This is a genomic window from Streptomyces sp. NPDC017520 (assembly GCF_044329855.1).
Taxonomy (GTDB): domain Bacteria; phylum Actinomycetota; class Actinomycetes; order Streptomycetales; family Streptomycetaceae; genus Streptomyces.
The window spans coordinates 14,654-33,332 of record NZ_JBIRKB010000014.1 but is presented as its reverse complement, the minus strand read 5'-3'; the positions used below and the strand labels follow the sequence as shown (position 1 = coordinate 33,332).

Genomic DNA, 18,679 nt, shown 5'->3' with positions numbered 1-18,679 from the left:
CCGCACCGCGGCACCACGGGAACTCCCCGGCCCCGGCGGAACGTAACCTTGCCGCCATGCGAAACCGCCCGATCCCCGGCAGCTCCGGACTGGTCCGTGAGATGAGTCTGCTCGGCGACCCGTTGCTCCACCGCGCCTGCGAGGACGTCACGGACTTCGGCCCGTCGCTGGCGCGGCTGGTCGAGGACATGTTCGCGACGATGTACGCCGCGCAGGGTGTCGGGCTCGCCGCCAATCAGGTCGGCGTCCCGCTCAAGGTGTTCGTCTACGACTGCCCGGACGACGACGATGTCCGCCATCTGGGACACGTGGTCAATCCCGAACTGGTCGAGGCGGACGGACTCACCGTACGCGGACCGGAGGGCTGTCTGTCACTTCCCGGTCTGGAAGCGGGCACGGACCGCTTCGACCACGCGGTCGTCGAGGGCCTCACGATGACCGGCGAGCCGGTCCGGATCGCCGGGACGGGATGGTTCGCCCGGTGCCTCCAGCACGAGTGCGACCACCTGGAGGGCACGGTCTACACCGACCGGCTGACCGGGCTGCGGCGCACCCGGGCGCTGCGCGCGGCGCGCCGCGCACCGTGGGCGCGCAAGGACTGAAGCCTGCCGGGCTCCGGCGGCCGGAGCGGGTCAGAACCCAGGGCCGCCCTGGAGGTCGCCCGCCTCCGCGAGCCTGCCCCACAGCAGATCGGCGAGGCTGCTCACCAGCCGCTCGCGGGAGCAGGGCCGGTCGCCGAGCCACCAGTCGCCCGCCGCGTGCATCATGCCGACGATCCCGTGCCCCCAGATGCGGGCCATCTGCTCGCTGTCCGGGCCCAGGTCGACGCGCTCGGCGATCACCTGGCCCAGCTCCTCGCCGAGGCGGCGCAGCAGCGGGGCGGAGTGCCGGCCGACGTCGAAGCCCTGCTCGGGGGAGGGGGCGGTGTCGGCGGCAGTACCGTCGGCGGGATGCATCAGGAAGCGGTAGACCTGGGGGCGGGCCTCGATCGCGGCGAGATAGGTGTCGAGCGTCGACTCCACCCGCTCACGCCGGCCGGCGGGCGCGTCCAGGGCGGCCCGCAGGGCGCCGAGCAGTGCGTCGGTGTGGCGCTTGGCGAGGGCGCGGTAGAGGCCGCCCTTGTCCCCGAAGTGGCGGTAGAGGATGGGTTTGGTGATCCCGGCCTCGGCGGCGATGGCGTTCATCGAGGCCTGCGGTCCGTCCCTGAGCACCACCCGGTCCGCCGCTTCCAGCAACTCGCGGCGACGGCGCTCGGCCGCGGTCCGCTGTCGCTCGGCGCTTCGTGCGGTCTCCATGTCGTCTCTTCTCCCACCCCTGGCCACGCGATGCCGTCGCATCGCCTCTGCACGCCCGCGCAACGTAACACTCCGCGGGGCGGGCGCCTGATCGGCTCCGTGGCGGTTGACAGTACCTACTTGCCGGTAACAGACTGTGGTTACCGGAAGTAACACATGATTTTCGCCGCAGTGCCTGGAGGGGAACATGGCCGAGTTCACGCTTGAGCTCAACGACGACCAGAAGCAGGTCAAGGAGTGGCTCCACGGCTTCGCGGCGGATGTCATCCGCCCCGCCGCCTCGGAGTGGGACGAGCGTGAGGAAACGCCCTGGCCCGTCATCCAGGAAGCGGCCAAGATCGGCATCTACTCCCTCGACTTCTACGCCCAGCAGTTCTTCGACCCTACGGGCCTCGGCATCCCCATGGCCATGGAAGAGCTCTTCTGGGGCGACGCGGGCATCGCCCTGTCGATCGTCGGTACGGGCCTGGCGGCCGTCGGCGTCCTCGCCAACGGCACCGAGGAGCAGATCGGCACCTGGATCCCGCAGATGTACGGCGACGCCGACGACGTGAAGGTCGCCGCCTTCTGCTCGTCCGAGCCCGACGCCGGATCGGACGTCGCCTCGATGCGCACCCGGGCCGTCTACGACGAGGCCAAGGACGAGTGGGTCCTCAACGGAACCAAGACCTGGGCGACCAACGGCGGCATAGCCAACGTGCATGTGGTCGTCGCCGTCGTCGACCCCGACATCGGCTCCAAGGGCCACGCCTCCTTCATCGTGCCGCCGAACACCCCCGGCCTCTCCCAGGGCCAGAAGTTCAAGAAGCACGGCATCCGCGCCTCACACACCGCCGAGGTGGTCCTGGAGGACGTCCGCGTCCCCGGACACTGCCTGCTCGGCGGCAAGGAGAAGCTCGACGAGCGCCTCGCCCGCGCCCGGGAACGCGCCGAGTCCGGCGGCGAACGCGTCAAGAACGCGGCGATGGCCACCTTCGAGGCGTCCCGCCCGGCCGTCGGCGCGATGGCCGTGGGCACCGCCCGCGCCGCCTACGAGGTCGCCCTCGACTACGCGAAGACCCGCAGCCAGTTCGGCCGCCCGATCATCGACAACCAGGGCATCGCCTTCCAGCTCGCCGACATGCGCACCCGGATCGACGCCGCCCGGTTGCTGGTCTGGCGCGCCTCCTGGATGGCCACCACCGGCAAGCCGTTCACCTCGGCCGAGGGCTCCATGTCGAAGCTGTACGCGAGCGAGACCGCCCGGGACGTCACCGCGCAGGCGATCCAGATCCTCGGCGGCAACGGCTTCACCCGTGAGTACCCGGTCGAGCGCATGCACCGCGACGCGGCCATCTACACCATCTTCGAGGGCACCAGCGAGATCCAGCGCCTGGTGATCGCCCGCACCCTGTCGGGCATGCCGATCCGCTGACGGCGAGAGGAGGGGGGCGGCCGGGGACACACGAACCGAGCCGCCCCCTTCCCGCGTACTCAGCCGGGCAGCTGTGCCTCGATCCCCGCCACGACCTCCGTGGCCTCGGGCCCGGCGCCCGGCCGGAAGCGGGCGACGGGCTCACCGGCCGGCGAGACGAGGAACTTCTCGAAGTTCCACTGCACGTCCCCGGCCTCCCCGTCCGCGTCCGCCAGCTTCGTCAGCTCCACGTACAGCGGATGCCGGTCCGCGCCGTTGACGTCGATCTTCTCCAGCAGCGGGAAGGTGACCCCGTACGTCGTCGAGCAGAAGCTCTGGATCTCCTCCGCGCTCCCCGGCTCCTGCCCGGCGAACTGGTTGCACGGGACACCGAGCACGGTCAGGCCCCGGTCCCCGTAGTTCTGCTGCAACCGCTCCAGGCCCTCGTACTGCGGGGTGAGCCCGCACTTGGAGGCCACGTTCACCACGAGGACGGCCCGGCCGCTGTACGCGCCCAGCGTGGTCGGCTCGCCCGCGAGGGTGCGCAGCGGAATGTCGTGCAGCGTCATGAAACTCTCCCTGATCATTGCGTGGTGGTGCCCATGGTGCCGCCCACCGCTCACGGAGCGGCGAGCTCCTTGTAGTAGAAGGTGGTCGACTTGAGGCTGCCCGCCGGATCCGCCGCGTATCCCGGCACACTCCCGACCTCCGTCCAGCCCGCCTTGCGGTAGACCTGCTCGGCCAGGCTGCCGCTCTCGGTGTCCAGGACCAGCAGCGTGATGCCCTCGCTCGCCGCGTACGCCTCGACCGCGGCCAGCAGCGCCCCGCCGAGCCCCTGGCCGCGCGCGGAGGGCCGGACCATCAGCTTGGCGACCTCCGCGCGGTGCCGGGCGTTCGGCAGCGGAGCACGGACGAGGGCGATCGTCCCCGAGACCCGCCCGCCCTCACGGGCGATCCAGGTGCCGATCCGCCCCGCCTCCACGTCGGTGGCCCGCTCACGCCACCAGGCGGCGGCCACCTCCCGGTCCAACGGGGCGAGGAAGCCCACCGAGGACCCCTCATCGACGGTCTCGACCAGGAGGCAGGCCAGCTCGTCGGCGTACGTGACCAGCTCGGGGGCGGACACGTGGACGATCTCGGTCATGTGCGGGGTCCTTTCACGGCGGAACGGGTCACTGGCGGCGAGGAGGGGACGGGCGGTAAGGCCGGGGCGGGATGAGCAGGGCGCAGCGGGTCCGCCCGTGGCCCGCGCGGCGGAGGCGGGAGGGTGCGTGCGGCCGGAAGCGGAGGCAGTCCCCCGTGCGCACGGTGTGCGTCATCCCGGCGACCGCCACCTCCATCGTGCCTGTACCCAGCTGCGCTGCTCGATACCGGGCACGGATGCGTCCTCGTGGAGGATCGACGCACCCGGTTCGCCTGCCCATCGCGAAACCCGCGGCCGGCCGCGGCGACGTACTGGCAGGATCGGCGTGTGCAGATTTCCGACGCCCTTCCCGAACCGCTGCCCGGTGCCACCGGAGCCGCCGCCGGGGACCCCGCCGCCGAAGGCGAGCAGCACCGGGGCCGCCCTCTCGTCCGCTGCCGCCTCTGCGGCCGGCCCCTCACCGGGACCGGCTCGCGCCGGGCCGGCCTCGGACCGTCCTGCGACGCCAAGCTGCACCCGGCGCCGCCGGACATCCGCACCCGCCGCCACGAGGTCGACCAGGACCCGCTGCCCGGCACGTGAAGCGTGCTCCGGGCCCTGTCGCCAAAGTGCCGCCTGCCCCGCCGCGTCGTGCACGCACTCTCGCCGCACTCGGAGGCCAACCCCCGATCAGCCCGCGTGAACAACCCGGCGGGACAGCCCTCAGCCGCTCGCCAGCCGCCGGAACAGCCCCTCCTGCACCACCGACACCAGCAGCTGACCCGAACGGTCGTAGATCCGGCCCCGCGCCAGCCCCCGGCCGCCCGTGGCGATCGGCGACTCCTGGTCGTACAGGAACCACTCGTCCGCCCGGAACGGCCGGTGGAACCACATCGCGTGGTCCAGCGAGGCCATGTCGAAGCCGCGCGGCCCCCACAGCGGCTCCACCGGGATGCGGACCGCGTCCAGCAGCGTCATGTCGCTCGCGTACGTCAGCGCGCAGGTGTGCACCAGAGGGTCGTCGCCCAGCGGGCCCACCGCCCGCATCCACACCGCGCTCCGCGGGTCCGCGTCCTTGATCTCGTCCTTCGTCCAGCGCAGCCGGTCGACGTACCGGATGTCGAAGGGCTGCCGCCGGGCCATCCGCTCCAGCGCCTCCGGCAGTACGCCCAGGTGCTCGCGCACCTCCTCGGCCACCGTCGGCAGCTCCTCCGGGTCCGGGACGATCCGGGCCGGCGGCAGCTGGTGCTCGAAGCCCGCCTCCTCGGGGCGGTGGAACGACGCCGTCAGGTTGAAGATCGTCCGGCCCTCCTGGACCGCCGTCACCCGGCGCGTGGTGAACGACCGGCCGTCCCGCACCCGCTCCACCTGGTACACGATCGGCACTCCGGGACGGCCCGGCCGCAGGAAATAGGCGTGCAACGAGTGCACCGGCCGGTCCCCGTCGGTGGTCCGGCCCGCCGCCACCAGCGCCTGGCCCGCGACCTGCCCGCCGAAGACCCGTTGCAGGGACTCCTCGGGGCTGCGCCCGCGGAAGATGTTGACCTCGATCCGCTCCAGGTCGAGAAGGTCGACCAGGCGCTCGGCCGGGTTCGTCATGCCGTACCTCTCCATTCCGGTGTCCGCTCGCTCGCCCGAGGACTCCTCACAGCTGGCCGACCTCGGTGACCCGGACGACCGCCCGGCCCTCCTCGTCGGACGCCGCGAGATCCACCTCGGCCTTGATGCCCCAGTCGTGATCGCCCGCCGGGTCGGCGAACGCCTGCCAGACCCGCCACAGCCCGTGCGCCGGGTCCTCCTCGATCTTCAGCAGCTTCGGACCGCGCGCGTCCGGACCGGTACCGATCTCCTCGTGCGCGTCCCAGTACGCGTCCATCGCCTCACCCCACGCGTCCTCGTCCCACCCGGCGTCGCCGTCCAGCTCGCCCAGGTCCCGGACCCGGTCCAGCGCGGCCAGCTCCACCCGGCGGAACATCGCGTTGCGCACCAGCACCCGGAAGGCGCGGGGGTTGGCCGTGACCGGCTTGACCTCGTCCGCCTTCTCCTGGGCCTGCTCGGCGGTCTCCACCTCGGGGTTGGCCAGCTGCTCCCACTCGTCCAGCAGACTGGAGTCCACCTGGCGCACCATCTCGCCGAGCCAGGAGATCAGGTCCTGGAGGTCCTCCGACTTCACGTCGTCCGGGATCGTGTGCTCCAGCGCCTTGTACGCGCTCGCCAGATACCGCAGCACGATGCCCTCGGTCCGGGCCAGCTCGTAGTGCGAGGTGAACTCCGTGAAGGTCATGGCGCGTTCGTACATGTCCCGGATCACCGACTTCGGCGACACCGGGTGGTCGTTCACCCACGGGTGGCTCGTGCGGTACACGTCGTAGGCATGCCACAGCAGCTCGCTCAGCGGCTTCGGGTACGTGACCTCCTGGAGCCGCTCCATCCGCTCCTCGTACTCGACCCCGTCCGCCTTCATCTGCCCCACGGCCTCGCCGCGCGCCTTGTTCTGCTGGGCGGCCAGGATCTGACGCGGGTCGTCCAGCGTCGACTCGACGACCGAGACCATGTCCAGCGCGTACGAGGGGGATTCGGCGTCCAGCAGGTCGAACGCGGCCAGCGCGAACGTGGAGAGCGGCTGGTTCAGCGCGAAGTCCTGCTGGAGATCGACCGTCAGGCGGACGATCCGGCCCTCGGCGTCCGGCGTCTCCAACTGCTCGACGACTCCGCCGTCCAGCAGCGAGCGGTAGATGGCGATGGCCCGCCGGATGTGCCGCAGCTGCGCCCGGCGCGGCTCGTGGTTGTCCTCCAGCAGATGCCGCATCGCCTCGAACGCGTTGCCCGGGCGGGCGATCACCGCGAGCAGCATGGTGTGCGTGACCCGGAAGCGGGAGTTCAGCGGCTCCGGATCGGACTGGATCAGCTTGTCGAAGGTGGTCTCCGACCAGGCGACGAAGCCCTCCGGGGCCTTCTTGCGCACCACCTTGCGCTTCTTCTTCGGGTCGTCGCCCGCCTTCTTGACGGCCTTCTCGTTCTCGATGACGTGCTCGGGGGCCTGCGCCACGACGAAGCCGGCCGTGTCGAACCCGGCCCGACCGGCCCGGCCCGCGATCTGATGGAACTCCCGCGCGCGCAGGGTCCGCACCCGGGTGCCGTCGTACTTGGTGAGCGCCGTGAACAGCACCGTACGGATGGGCACGTTGACGCCTACGCCCAGCGTGTCCGTCCCGCAGATCACCTTCAGCAGACCCGCCTGGGCCAGCTTCTCCACCAGGCGGCGGTACTTCGGCAGCATCCCCGCGTGGTGCACCCCGATGCCGTGGCGTACGTAACGGGAGAGGTTCTGGCCGAACTTGGTGGTGAAGCGGAAGCCGCCGATCATATCGGCGATCCTCTCCTTCTCCTCCTTCGTGCACATGTTGATGCTCATCAGCGACTGCGCCCGCTCCACGGCCGCCGCCTGCGTGAAGTGCACGATGTAGACCGGCGACTGCCGGGTGTCCAGCAGCTCGGTCAGCGTCTCGGTGATCGGCGTGAAGCGGTATTCGTAGCTGAGTGGCACCGGACGGGTCGCGGAGCGCACCACGGTGGTGGGCCGGCCGGTACGCCGGGTCAGGTCCTTCTCGAACATCGCGACGTCGCCGAGCGTCGCCGACATCAGCACGAACTGGGCCTGCGGAAGCTCCAGCAGCGGGATCTGCCAGGCCCAGCCCCGGTCCGGCTCGGCGTAGAAGTGGAACTCGTCCATCACGACCTGACCGATGTCGGCGTACTTGCCGTCGCGCAGCGCGATGGAGGCCAGCACCTCGGCCGTACAGCAGATCACCGGGGCGTCCGCGTTGACCGAGGCGTCGCCGGTGAGCATGCCGACGTTCTCGGTGCCGAAGAGCTTGCACAGGTCGAAGAACTTCTCCGACACCAGCGCCTTGATCGGCGCCGTGTAGAAGGTGACCTTGTCCTGCGCCAGCGCCGTGAAGTGCGCGGCCGCCGCCACCAGGCTCTTCCCGGAGCCGGTCGGGGTGGAAAGGATCACGTTCGCCCCGGAGACCACCTCGATCAGCGCCTCCTCCTGAGCCGGATAAAGCGTGATGCCCTGGCTCTCGGTCCATGAGGAGAAGGCCTCGAAGAGGGCGTCCGGGTCGGGTGTCTTGGGCAGCTGGTCGATGAGGGTCACGCCCCCATCTTGCCTGTCTTCGGCCCGGATGAGGGAACCGGCGGACGGCACGAAGATCACTGACGATACGCTGCGGTCTCAACCTGCCCGCGCCCCAACGGTGATGGGCGTACGAAGCACTGGGGCGGGAAAAGACCATGATGGGACCGGCACACTCTCTGTCAGGAGCAGCGGCCTGGCTGGGGGTGGGCGCGGCGGCCGCCGCCGCGGGCCACACGATGCCCTGGCCCGTCCTCGTCGTCGGGGCGCTGATCTGCGCGGGAGCCGCGCTCGCCCCCGACCTCGACCACAAGTCCGCGACCATCTCGCGCGCCTTCGGACCCGTCTCCAAGACCCTCTGCGAGATCGTCGACAAGCTCTCCTTCGCCGTCTACAAGGCCACCAGGAGCACCGCCGACCCCCGCCGCACCGGCGGCCACCGGACGCTGACCCACACCTGGCTGTGGGCCGTCCTCGTCGGCGGCGGCTGTTCCGCCGCGGCGATCTTCGGCGGGCGCTGGGCCGTTCTCGCGATCCTCTTCGTCCACCTGGTGCTGGCGGTCGAGGGCCTGCTGTGGCGGGCCGCCCGGGTCTCCAGCGATGTCCTCGTCTGGCTGCTCGGCGCCACCAGCGCCTGGATCCTCGCCGGCGTCCTGGACCAGCCGGGCAACGGGGCCGGCTGGCTCTTCGACGCCCCCGGCCAGGAGTATCTGTGGCTCGGCCTGCCCATCGTGCTCGGCGCCCTGGTCCACGACATCGGCGACGCGCTGACCGTCTCGGGCTGCCCGATCCTGTGGCCCATCCCGATCGGCCGCAAACGCTGGTACCCGCTCGGCCCTCCCAAGTTCATGCGCTTCCGGGCCGGCAGCTGGGTGGAGATGAAGGTACTGATGCCGGCCTTCATGGTCCTCGGGGGAGTCGGCGGGGCCGCGGCCCTGAACTACATATGACGCCCCTCGCGGCGTCCGGGCCGCCTCCGGGGGCGTCCGGGCCGGTCCCGCGCGAGCGGGCGACGCGCGCCGCCCCGTAGCACCATGGCAGCATGCTGCTCGCCGAGCTCGCCCAGGTCTCCCTGGAGGTCGCCGCCACCTCCGCCCGGTCCCGCAAGACGGCGCTCCTCGCCGGCCTCTTCCGGGACGCCGCACCCGAGGACGTCCCCGTCGTCATCCCCTACCTCGCCGGACGGCTGCCCCAGGGCCGCATCGGCGTCGGCTGGCGGAGCCTCGGGGACCCCGTGGAACCGGCCGCCGAGCCCACGCTCACCGTCACCGGTGTCGACGCCGAGCTGACCGCCCTGGCCGCCACCTCCGGCCCCGGCTCCCAGGCCCTGCGCCAAAGGCGCCTGCGCGCCCTGTTCGCCGCCGCCACCGCCGGGGAGCAGCGCTTCCTGCGGGCCCTGCTCACCGGCGAGGTACGCCAGGGGGCCCTGGACGCCGTCGCCGCCGACGCCCTGGCCCACGCCGCCGGAGCACCGCCCGCCGACGTCCGGCGGGCGGTGATGCTCGCCGGGTCCCTCCAGGAGGTCGCCAAGGTCCTCCTCGCCGACGGACCCGGAGCGCTCGCCGGCTTCCGCCTCACCGTCGGGCGGCCCGTCCAGCCGATGCTCGCGCGGAGCGCCGCCTCGGTGGGCGAGGCCCTCGACAAGCTGGGCCCGTGCGCGGCGGTCGAGGAGAAGCTCGACGGGATCCGGGTGCAGGTCCACCGGGACGGCGACCGGATCCGCGCGTACACCCGGACCCTCGACGACATCACCGACCGGCTGCCCGAACTGGTCACCGCCGTCGCCGCGCTCGACGCGCGCCGCTTCGTCCTCGACGGCGAGCTGATCGCGCTGGGGGAGGACGGCAGGCCCCGGCCGTTCCAGGAGACCGCCTCCCGGGTGGGATCACGGCGGGACGTGGCCGGGGCCGCGGCGCACGTGCCCATCGTTCCCGTCTTCTTCGACGTCCTTCTCGTGGATGACGAGGACCTGCTCGACCGGCCCTTCGCCGACCGCCACGCTGCCCTGGCCCGGCTGCTCCCCGAGAGCCTTCGGGTCCGGCGCACCCTCGTCGCCGACCCGGACGACCCCGAGGCCCGCGCCGCGGCCGACGCGTTCCTGGCGGACACCCTGGAGCGCGGTCACGAGGGAGTCGTCGTCAAGGATCTGGCCGCCGTCTACAGCGCGGGCCGCCGCGGCGCGTCCTGGCTGAAGGTGAAGCCGGTGCACACCCTGGACCTGGTGGTCCTGGCCGTCGAGCGGGGCAGCGGCCGGCGCACCGGCAAGCTCTCCAACCTGCACCTGGGCGCCCGCCGGCCCGACGGCACGTTCGCGATGCTCGGCAAGACCTTCAAGGGGCTCACGGACGCCCTGCTGGACTGGCAGACCGAGCGGCTGGGGGAGCTGGCGACCGACGACGACGGCCATGTCGTCACCGTACGCCCGGAACTCGTCGTGGAGATCGCCTACGACGGACTCCAGCGCTCCACCCGCTACCCCGCCGGGGTCACCCTCCGGTTCGCCCGCGTCCTGCGCTACCGGGAGGACAAGACCGCACAGGAGGCGGACACCGTGGAGACGGTCCTGTCCCGGCACCCGTGAGCGCGCCCCGGGGAACCCGGGACGCGCTCGGACGTGTGTGACGGCTCAGTGCTTGATGACCGTCGCCGCCGTGTGCTCCTTGATCTGCTCGGGCGTCAGATAGACGTCCGTGTACTCGAAGTCCCGCAGCGTCGCCGGTTTCCGGGACTGGAACCCGGTCCGTACGAAGTCGTCACCGGCGACCGCGTTCAGCATCCAGTTCGTCATCACCCGGGTCTTCGCGACGTTCGTCCGCAGCGCCGACCAGTGGTAGCCGCGCGCCACCGCCTGCGCGGGCAGACCACGCAGCTCGATGCCCAGCGGCTTGGACACGGCGTCCTTGCCGCCGAGGTCCACGACGAGTCCCAGATCCTTGTGCACGTAGTCCTTGAGCGGCTGGTGACGCAGCGAGGCGACCAGGTTGTCCGCCAGGACCTTGCCCTGCCGCATCGCGTGCTGCGCGGTGGGCGGGCAGACCGCCCCGTCGCCCTTCGCGAGGTCGGGCACCGCCGCGGCGTCGCCGAGCGAGAACACCCCGTCCGCGCCCGGCAGGTTCAGCTGCGGGGTCACCGCGAGCCGGCCGCGTACGGTCTCCGCGCCGAGCGTGGCGATCAGCGGGCTGGCGGCCACTCCGGCGGTCCAGATCAGGGTCCGGCAGGGCAGCACCCGGCCGTCGGTGAACGTGACCTCCTCCGGCCCCGCCTTCGCGATCGAGACCCCGAGCGACACCTCGATGTTGCGCCTGCGGAGCACCTCCAGGGCGGCCTGCCCCAGCTTGTCGCCCAGCTCCGGCATCAGCTTGGGCGCGATGTCGATCAGATGCCACTTGATCAGCCGCGGGTCCAGCCGCGGATAGTGCCGGACCGCGCTGGTGGTCAGGCGCTGGAGGCAGGCGGCCGTCTCGGTGCCCGCGTAACCGCCGCCGACCACCACGAACTGGAGCCGGGAAGCCCGCTCGGCCTCGTCGTCACTGGCGTCCGCCAGATCCAGCTGGGCGATGACGTGGTCCCGGACGTAGGCGGCCTCGGCCAGCGTCTTCATCCCCCGGGCGTTGTCCAGCAGCCCCGGGATGTCGAAGGTCCGGGTGACGCTGCCCGCCGCCAGCACGATGTAGTCGTACGGCTCGTTGACGATCTCGTCCGTGATCTTCCGGATCACGCAGACCTTCGCCTGCGTGTCCACGCCGATCGCCCCGCCCGGCACGATCCTCGTCCGGTGGCGGCTGCTGCGGCGCAGCGAGACCGCGACGGACTGCGGTGTGAGCACCCCGGATGCCACCTGGGGGAGCAAGGGCAGATAGAGCTGGTAGGAGAACGGTGTGACGAGCGTGATCTGGGCCTCTCCCGGAGCGAGCCTGCGCTCCAGGCGGCGTACGCACTCGACGCCTGCGAAGCCGGCGCCGACGACGAGAATCCTGGGTGGTGCCACGGTCTTCGTCCCTTCTCGGGCTTGCGTGGTTCTGCGCTCGCCTGCCCCGTTTACCGGGTGATTCACCTCTCATCCTTAACCGGGCGCCCCGGCATCCGCCTCCTGACAGGGGTGAACGGGGGCCGCTCACAGGGGCGGGGCGACCGACAGCTCGCGCAGCCAGTACGCGGCCTCGGCGCCCCCTGGCACAGCGCCACCCGGCCGTACGGGGAACATCCGCCCCCACGAGGCGGCCCGGCCGAGCGGCGCCAGCCGCCAGGCCAGGCTCACCGCACGCCGCAGCCCGGCCGTCGTGACGCCCCCGCCGGTCCACGGCTCCAGATAGGCGTCCCGCAGCCGGGGCAGCACCCCGGGGCCGCAGCGCTCACGGGCCGCGAGGGCGGGCACCAGCAGGCTGGAGAACGGATGCCCGACCAGCGCGTCGCCCCAGTCGAAGAACGCGTACCGGCCGCCCACGGGCGCGAAGAGCTGCTTCTCGTGCAGATCGGCGTGGTCCAGCGAGTCCGCCACCCCCGACGACGCCAGCTCCTCGCACCAGTCCGCCATCCGGGGCCGCAGCGCCCCCAGGGCCGCCCGGTCCTCCCGGGTCAGCGCGGCGTTCTCCGCGACCAGCCGGTCGAACAGCGCAGGCAGCGAGCGCGGCCGGGCCGCCGGCACACCGAGCGCCTCGATCGCGTCCGCGTACGGGGTCAGCGCCCGCTGCATCGAGGCGTACTGGCGCAGCGGCTCCTCCCAGTACCGGAGGTCGACGGCGCCTCCTTCGAGTCCTTCCAGCACGTCCCGCAGCACCGGGCCGCCGTCCGGAGTGAGCAGCCAGCCGCGTGGAGCCTCGACGGGGGTCAGCACCCGCTCCGGGACCCAGTGCGCCAGGGCCTCGGATAGCCCCGCCTCGAACGCCGCGGCGGGGAGCGGCCCTGAACCACACGGGTGTCGGCCCCGCGACGGTCAGCCGTACCAGCACCGACCAGGGGCGCGGGCGCACCGTTCGCGGCCCGGTCTCCCGCAGCCCGTGGGCGGCGAGGCCCCCGGTCACCCAGGCGAGGGCCTCCGCCCGCCAGGCCGGGTCCTCCCAGGGGCTCACGGCGTCCGGGAAGCGCCCCCGGTCCACGGTCGTGGGCATGTCGGCCGTGGTTTCCTCGGCCGTGGTTCCGTCGGCCGTGGCTTTCTCGGCCGCGGTTCCGTCGGTTGTGGTCTTCTCGGCCGTGGTTCCGTCGGTTGTGGTTCCGTCATCTCCGCGCACCGGATCATGGGACCACCGGCCCCGGAGCGTGCGCACCAAGAATTTCCGGGAACACCTGTTCCCGTCCCGCGCGACCGGTGGCCCCGCCCTCTCCATCCCCTCTCCGTCCCCTGGAACAGCGGGAGTTCGGCTGCCGCGCCCCGTGCGAGGATGCTGCGGTGACCACCTCGCCCCCTTCGCCCGTGGCCGACGACCCACCCTCGGCGGACGCCCCGCCCCACGATCACGGCCTGGGACCCCGCGCCGCCGCGATCCTCGTGTTCGGATCATCGGCCGCGGTCCTGGTGGTCGAGATCGTCGCCCTTCGGCTGCTGGCCCCGTACCTCGGCCTCACCCTGGAAACCAGCACGATGGTGATCGGCATCGCCCTCACCGCCATCGCGCTGGGCTCCTGGCTGGGCGGGCGCGTCGCGGACCAGGTCGACCCGCTCCGGCTCATCGCGCCTGCGCTCGGGGTGTCGGGCGTGGTCGTCGCGCTCACCCCGCTCCTCCTGCGCACCACCGCCCAGTGGTCGCCGGCGCTGCTCCTGCTGGTCGCATCGGCGACGCTCCTGGTGCCCGGCGCGCTGCTCTCCGCGGTGACCCCGTTCGTGACGAAGCTGCGGCTCACCAGCCTCGCCGAGACCGGCACGGTCGTCGGGCGGCTGTCGGGCGTGGGAACCTTCGGCGCCATCGTCGGCACCGTCCTCACCGGATTCGTCCTGGTCTCGCGGCTGCCCGTCAGCTCCATCCTGATCGGCCTCGGCACACTGCTGGTGCTCGGCGCCGCACTGGTCGGATGGCGGGCCCACCGCCGGCGACGCGCCGCGGCCGTCGCCCTCGCCACCGTCGTCGCGGGCTCCCTCGCCACCGCGTTCGCCCCCGGCGGCTGCGACGCGGAGACCCGCTACCACTGCGCCCAGATCGTCACGGACCCCGACCGGGACAGCGGCCGCACCCTCGTCCTCGACGGCCTGAGCCACTCCTACGTCGACGTCGAGGACCCGACGCACCTGAAGTTCGCTTACGTGCGCGCCATCGCCTCGGTGGTCGACACCGCCTTCCCCCGGGGTGAGCCGCTGACCGCCCACCACATCGGGGGCGGCGGCCTCACCTTCCCCCGCTACCTCGCGGCCGTACGCCCCGGGACCCGCAGCACCGTCTCCGAGATCGACGGCGGAGTCGTGCGCATCGACCGTGACCGGTTCGGCCTGGGGTCATCGACCGCCACCGGCATCGACGTGAAAGTGGAGGACGGCCGACTGGGCCTGCGCGGGCTGGAGGCGGGCAGCCACGACGTGGTGGTGGGCGATGCCTTCGGGGGCGTCAGCGTGCCGTGGCACCTCACGACGTCGCAGGCGCTGGGAGACGTCCGCCGGGCGCTCGACGAGGACGGCCTGTACGTCGTCAACCTCATCGACCACGGCGAGCTGGCCTTCGCCCGCGCCGAGGCCGCCACCCTCGCCGCGACCTTCGAGCACGTCGCCCTTCTCGGGAAGCCCGCGGACATCGGGCTGGACCCGACCGCGTCCACCGTGGGCGGCAACCTGGTGGTGGTCGCCTCCGGCCGGCCCGTCGACGCCCCCGCGATCCAGGAAGCCCTGGACGCCCGGGACGTCGGCTGGAAGATCACCACCGGCGACGACCTCGCCACCTGGACCGGGGACGCCCGGATCCTCACCGACGACCACGCGCCCGTCGACCAGCTCCTTCAGCCCGACCGCACGCGGACGGCCCGGTGATCCCCGGTCCGCCCGCGGGGGGATCACCCGTGCCAGGACCGCCACAGGGACGCGTACGCGCCGTCCGCCGCCACCAGCTCGTCGTGGCTGCCCAGCTCGCTGATCCGGCCGTCCTCCACGACCGCGATCACATCCGCGTCGTGCGCGGTGTGCAGCCGGTGCGCGATCGCCACCACCGTGCGGCCCTCCAGCACCCGGGCCAGCGAACGCTCCAGATGGCGGGCGGCCCGCGGGTCCAGCAGCGAGGTCGCCTCGTCCAGCACCAGCGTGTGCGGATCGGCCAGCACGAGCCGGGCCAGCGCGATCTGCTGGGCCTGCGCCGGGGTCAGCGCGAACCCGCCCGAGCCGACCTCGGTGTCCAGCCCCTTCTCCAGGGCCTTCGCCCAGCCGTCCGCGTCGACCGCGGCCAGCGACGCCCACAGCTCAGCGTCCTTCGCCCCGTCGCGAGCCAGCAGGAGGTTGTCCCGGAGCGAGCCGACGAACACGTGGTGCTCCTGGTTGACCAGGGCCACATGCTCGCGGACCCGCTCGGCCGTCATCCGCGACAGCTCCGCCCCGCCGAGCGTCACCTCACCGGTGCGCGGCGCGTAGATTCCCGCCAGCAGCCGGCCCAGCGTCGACTTGCCCGCGCCGGAGGGGCCGACCAGGGCGATCCGGGTGCCCGGAGCCACGTCGAGCGACACCTTGTGCAGCACGTCGACGCCCTCCCGGTACCCGAAGCGGACATCGTTCGCCCGCACGTCCCGGCCGTCCGGACCGACCCCGGCGTCGCCCGCGTCCGGCTCGATCTCCCGGACACCGACCAGCCGGGCCAGCGACACCTGGGCCACCTGGAGCTCGTCGTACCAGCGCAGGATCAGACCGATCGGGTCGACCATCATCTGGGCCAGCAGCGCGCCCGTCGTCAGCTGCCCGATCGTGATCCAGCCCTCCAGCACGAACCAGCCGCCGAGCAGCAGTACCGCGCCGAGGATCGTCACGTACGTCGCGTTGATGACGGGGAACAGCACCGAACGCAGGAACAGCGTGTACCGCTCCCAGGCCGTCCACTCCGTGATCCGCCGGTCCGACAGCGCCACCCGGCGGTCGCCGAGACGGTGCGCCTCCACCGTCCGCCCCGCGTCGATGGTCTCCGCGAGGACCCCGGCGACGGCCGCGTAACCGGCGGCCTCCGAGCGGTACGCCGAGGGGGCGCGGCGGAAGTACCAGCGGCAGCCCACGATCAGCACCGGCAGCGCGACCAGCACGGCCAGCGCCAGCGGGGGAGCGGTCACCGTCATCGCACCGATCAGCAGACCGGCCCAGACGACGCCGATCGCCAACTGCGGCACGGCCTCGCGCATCGCGTTCGCCAGCCGGTCGATGTCCGTGGTGATCCGGGCCAGCAGATCGCCGGTCCCGGCCCGCTCCAGGACCCCGGGCGGCAGCCCGACGGACCGTACGAGGAAGTCCTCGCGCAGGTCGGCGAGCATCTCCTCGCCCAGCATCGCCCCGCGCAGCCGCATGCTGCGCGTGAACAGGACCTGGATGACCAGCGCGACCGCGAAGATCGCGGCGGTGCGCTCCAGACGCAGGTCGGTGACGCCGTTGGACAGGTCCTCCACCAGCCCGCCCAGCAGATACGGTCCGGTGATCGAGGCGATCACCGCCACCGCGTTGACCGTGATCAGGACGGCGAACGCCCTGCGGTGCCTGCGCAGCAGACTCCGTACGTAACTCCGCACGGTCGTCGGCGTGCCCACGGGCAGCGTCGTCGCCGACTCCGGGGCCGCCGGGTCGTACGCCGGGGGTGCGACGCCGATCATGCCCTCTCCTCGATTTCCTGGGTGCTCTTCATGGCGGGGACTTCGGCGACGCTATTCAGCGCGCTCGCGGCGGCCGCCTCGTCGTCGGTCTCCCGGGTGACGACCGCCCGGTAGCGGGGTTCGGTGCGCAGCAGGTCGCGGTGGGTTCCCACGGCGACCACCGTGCCCTCGTGGACGAGCACCACCCGGTCGGCCGCGTCGAGCAGCAGTGGGGAGGAGGCGAACGCCACCGTCGTACGGCCCCGACGCAGCTTCGCGATCCCGGCGGCGACCCGCGCCTCGGTGTGCGAGTCGACCGCGGAGGTCGGCTCGTCCAGCACCAGCGCCTCCGGGTCGGTGACCAGCGACCGGGCCAGCGCGAGGCGCTGGCGCTGACCGCCGGACAGGGACCGGCCGCGCTCGGTGATCCGGGTCCGCATCGGGTCCCCGTCGTTGTCGGGGGAGGCTTGTGCCAGGGCGCTCAGCACGTCACCGCACTGGGCCGCCTCCAACGCCGCCTCGGCAGTGACCAGGCCCGAGGCCGGGATGTCCAGCAGCTCCTGGAGCGTGCCGGACAGCAGCACCGGGTCCTTGTCCTGGACCAGCACCGCGATCCGTGCGGCGTCCAGCGGGATCTCGTCCAGGGCGACCGCGCCGAGCAGCACCGACGGAGTCGTCGCCGAAGCCTCCCCGCCTTCCGCCCCCTCCTCCTCGCCGGTCTCCGCGTGCCCGCCGAGCCGTTCGGCCAGCCGGCCCGCCTCGTCCGGGTCGCCGCAGACGACGGCGGTGAACTGCCCCCGGGGGGCCATCAGCCCGGTCGCCGGGTCGTACAGATCACCGGAGGGCGTCACCCCCTCGACGGTGGCCTCCCGCGCACTGCGGCGCAGCGACAGCACGCGCACCGCACGCTGGGCGGACGGCCGGGAGAAGGAGTACGCCATCGCGATCTCCTCGAAGTGACGGAGCGGGAACAGCATCAGGGTGGCCGCGCTGTAGACGGTGACCAGCTGGCCGACGTCGATGCGGCCGTCCCGGGCCAGCGTCGCCCCGTACCAGACCAGGGAGATCAGCAGGATGCCCGGCAGCAGCACCTGCACCGCCGAGATCAGCGCCCACATCCGGGCCGAGCGCACCGCCGCCCGGCGGACCTCCTGGGAGGCGCGGCGGTAGCGGCCGAGGAACAGCTCCTCGCCGCCGATACCGCGCAGCACACGCAGGCCGGCGACCGTGTCCGAGGCCAGCTCGGTGGCCTTGCCCGCCTTCTCGCGCTGCTCGTCGGCGCGCCGGGTGGCGCGCGGCAGCAACGGCAGCACGGCCAGGGCGAGCACCGGCATGGCGAGCGCCACCATCAGGCCGAGGGAGGGGAGGTAGAACGCCAGCCCCACACAGATCACCACGAGGGCGGTGGCGGCGGCCGCGAAGCGGGAGAGCGCCTCGACGAACCAGCCGATCTTCTCCACGTCGCCGGTCGAGACGGCGACGACCTCACCGGCCGCGACCCGGCGTGTCAGCGCCGAGCCCAGCTCGGCGGTCTTGCGGGCGAGCAGTTGCTGGACCCGGGCTGCGGCGGTGATCCAGTTGGTCACGGCGGTCCGGTGGAGCATGGTGTCGCCGACGGCGATCAGGACGCCGAGGGCGACGATGAGGCCGCCGGCCAGGGCGAGCCGCCCCCCGGAGCGGTCGATGACGGCCTGGACGGCGAGTCCCACGGTGACGGGGAGACCGGCGATGCCCAGTTGGTGCAGCAGCCCCCAGGAGAGGGCCTTCAGCTGCCCCGCGAGCTGGTTGCGCCCGAGCCAGTAGAGGAATCGAGGGCCTGAGCGGACATCGGGGTCGCCGGGATCCGAATACGGAAGGTCGCGAATCTGCATGACGTCCCAGGGCTTGTGAAACGGAGATCCGGACGGACCTCGAAGAACGGGGTGACGTGCAAGGTTCCCTGTTCGTCCCGGTCCGGGGCAACCGGTTTTCCGGCCCCCTCCGCCACCCTGCGGGGT

14 protein-coding genes and 1 pseudogene are annotated in these 18,679 nt (G+C 72.4%); 6 read left to right on the top strand and 9 right to left on the bottom strand.

All coding sequences use genetic code 11. The features are described 5' to 3' along the window. Positions 1-56 precede the first annotated feature (56 nt). On the top strand, positions 57-602 hold the full coding sequence (gene def, locus ACH4KB_RS28245; protein WP_381752144.1) for a peptide deformylase: 546 nt from the start codon (positions 57-59) through the stop codon (positions 600-602). Positions 603-632: 30 nt separating this feature from the next. Here def and ACH4KB_RS28240 read toward each other — a convergent pair whose 3' ends face one another. Continuing rightward, a complete protein-coding gene (locus ACH4KB_RS28240; RefSeq protein ID WP_398068674.1) occupies positions 633-1,295 on the bottom strand; it encodes a TetR family transcriptional regulator in 663 nt (220 codons plus the stop codon). A gap of 187 nt (positions 1,296-1,482) precedes the next feature. On the opposite strand from ACH4KB_RS28240, the gene ACH4KB_RS28235 reads away from it, so the two are divergent. Beyond that, complete coding sequence (locus tag ACH4KB_RS28235; protein WP_398068673.1) at positions 1,483-2,709, top strand: acyl-CoA dehydrogenase family protein; 1,227 nt, start codon at positions 1,483-1,485, stop codon at positions 2,707-2,709. A gap of 59 nt (positions 2,710-2,768) precedes the next feature. On the opposite strand, the gene ACH4KB_RS28230 is transcribed toward ACH4KB_RS28235, so the two are convergent. Then, entirely contained in the window at positions 2,769-3,257 is a 489-nt protein-coding gene (locus ACH4KB_RS28230; RefSeq protein WP_398068672.1) for a glutathione peroxidase, read from the bottom strand. Positions 3,258-3,307: 50 nt separating this feature from the next. Then, entirely contained in the window at positions 3,308-3,832 is a 525-nt protein-coding gene (locus ACH4KB_RS28225) for a GNAT family N-acetyltransferase (protein WP_398068671.1), read from the bottom strand. A gap of 327 nt (positions 3,833-4,159) precedes the next feature. Between ACH4KB_RS28225 and ACH4KB_RS28220 the strand changes: the two genes are divergently transcribed. Further along, the gene (locus tag ACH4KB_RS28220; protein WP_398068670.1) at positions 4,160-4,414 is read left to right on the top strand and encodes a DUF6011 domain-containing protein; all 255 of its coding nucleotides are present in this window, start codon (positions 4,160-4,162) and stop codon (positions 4,412-4,414) included. A 120-nt stretch (positions 4,415-4,534) separates the two neighbouring features. Here the strand turns inward: ACH4KB_RS28220 and ACH4KB_RS28215 are convergent, their stop codons facing one another. Both ACH4KB_RS28215 and ACH4KB_RS28210 read right to left on the bottom strand, forming a co-directional pair. After that, positions 4,535-5,410 carry an acyl-CoA thioesterase gene (locus ACH4KB_RS28215; RefSeq protein ID WP_398068669.1) on the bottom strand — a complete coding sequence of 292 codons (876 nt, stop codon included), beginning with the start codon at positions 5,408-5,410 and terminating at the stop codon, positions 4,535-4,537. A 46-nt stretch (positions 5,411-5,456) separates the two neighbouring features. Then, positions 5,457-7,970 (bottom strand): DEAD/DEAH box helicase, encoded by a 2,514-nt coding sequence (locus ACH4KB_RS28210; protein ID WP_398068668.1) that lies wholly within the window; start codon positions 7,968-7,970, stop codon positions 5,457-5,459. Between the two features lie 137 nt (positions 7,971-8,107). Here ACH4KB_RS28210 and ACH4KB_RS28205 point away from each other — a divergent pair, with 137 nt between their 5' ends. Both ACH4KB_RS28205 and ACH4KB_RS28200 read left to right on the top strand, forming a co-directional pair. Further along, positions 8,108-8,899 carry a metal-dependent hydrolase gene (locus ACH4KB_RS28205; protein WP_398068667.1) on the top strand — a complete coding sequence of 264 codons (792 nt, stop codon included), beginning with the start codon at positions 8,108-8,110 and terminating at the stop codon, positions 8,897-8,899. A gap of 92 nt (positions 8,900-8,991) precedes the next feature. After that, positions 8,992-10,530 carry an ATP-dependent DNA ligase gene (locus tag ACH4KB_RS28200; RefSeq protein WP_398068666.1) on the top strand — a complete coding sequence of 513 codons (1,539 nt, stop codon included), beginning with the start codon at positions 8,992-8,994 and terminating at the stop codon, positions 10,528-10,530. Positions 10,531-10,575: 45 nt separating this feature from the next. On the opposite strand, the gene ACH4KB_RS28195 is transcribed toward ACH4KB_RS28200, so the two are convergent. Both ACH4KB_RS28195 and ACH4KB_RS28190 read right to left on the bottom strand, forming a co-directional pair. After that, the gene (locus ACH4KB_RS28195; protein WP_398068665.1) at positions 10,576-11,937 is read right to left on the bottom strand and encodes an NAD(P)/FAD-dependent oxidoreductase; all 1,362 of its coding nucleotides are present in this window, start codon (positions 11,935-11,937) and stop codon (positions 10,576-10,578) included. Positions 11,938-12,063: 126 nt separating this feature from the next. Next, positions 12,064-13,057 (bottom strand): annotated as a pseudogene (locus ACH4KB_RS28190) (aminoglycoside phosphotransferase family protein). Positions 13,058-13,335: 278 nt separating this feature from the next. Here ACH4KB_RS28190 and ACH4KB_RS28185 point away from each other — a divergent pair. Continuing rightward, on the top strand, positions 13,336-14,898 hold the full coding sequence (locus ACH4KB_RS28185) for a fused MFS/spermidine synthase (protein ID WP_398068664.1): 1,563 nt from the start codon (positions 13,336-13,338) through the stop codon (positions 14,896-14,898). 23 nt (positions 14,899-14,921) lie between these two features. On the opposite strand, the gene ACH4KB_RS28180 is transcribed toward ACH4KB_RS28185, so the two are convergent. Both ACH4KB_RS28180 and ACH4KB_RS28175 read right to left on the bottom strand, forming a co-directional pair. After that, complete coding sequence (locus ACH4KB_RS28180) at positions 14,922-16,703, bottom strand: ABC transporter ATP-binding protein (protein ID WP_398068663.1); 1,782 nt, start codon at positions 16,701-16,703, stop codon at positions 14,922-14,924. Then, on the bottom strand, positions 16,700-18,553 hold the full coding sequence (locus tag ACH4KB_RS28175; RefSeq protein WP_398068662.1) for an ABC transporter transmembrane domain-containing protein: 1,854 nt from the start codon (positions 18,551-18,553) through the stop codon (positions 16,700-16,702). Before ACH4KB_RS28175 ends, ACH4KB_RS28180 begins: the two co-directional genes overlap by 4 nt. Between the last annotated feature and the right edge of the window lie 126 nt (positions 18,554-18,679).

Coding starts and splice junctions, on each gene's coding strand:
- def (WP_381752144.1), top strand. CDS start 57: ATGCGAAACCGCCCGATCCCCGGCAGCTCCGGACTGGTCCGTGAGATG.
- ACH4KB_RS28240 (WP_398068674.1), bottom strand. CDS start 1,295: ATGGAGACCGCACGAAGCGCCGAGCGACAGCGGACCGCGGCCGAGCGC.
- ACH4KB_RS28235 (WP_398068673.1), top strand. CDS start 1,483: ATGGCCGAGTTCACGCTTGAGCTCAACGACGACCAGAAGCAGGTCAAG.
- ACH4KB_RS28230 (WP_398068672.1), bottom strand. CDS start 3,257: ATGACGCTGCACGACATTCCGCTGCGCACCCTCGCGGGCGAGCCGACC.
- ACH4KB_RS28225 (WP_398068671.1), bottom strand. CDS start 3,832: ATGACCGAGATCGTCCACGTGTCCGCCCCCGAGCTGGTCACGTACGCC.
- ACH4KB_RS28215 (WP_398068669.1), bottom strand. CDS start 5,410: ATGACGAACCCGGCCGAGCGCCTGGTCGACCTTCTCGACCTGGAGCGG.
- ACH4KB_RS28205 (WP_398068667.1), top strand. CDS start 8,108: ATGATGGGACCGGCACACTCTCTGTCAGGAGCAGCGGCCTGGCTGGGG.
- ACH4KB_RS28200 (WP_398068666.1), top strand. CDS start 8,992: ATGCTGCTCGCCGAGCTCGCCCAGGTCTCCCTGGAGGTCGCCGCCACC.
- ACH4KB_RS28180 (WP_398068663.1), bottom strand. CDS start 16,703: ATGATCGGCGTCGCACCCCCGGCGTACGACCCGGCGGCCCCGGAGTCG.
- ACH4KB_RS28175 (WP_398068662.1), bottom strand. CDS start 18,553: ATGCAGATTCGCGACCTTCCGTATTCGGATCCCGGCGACCCCGATGTC.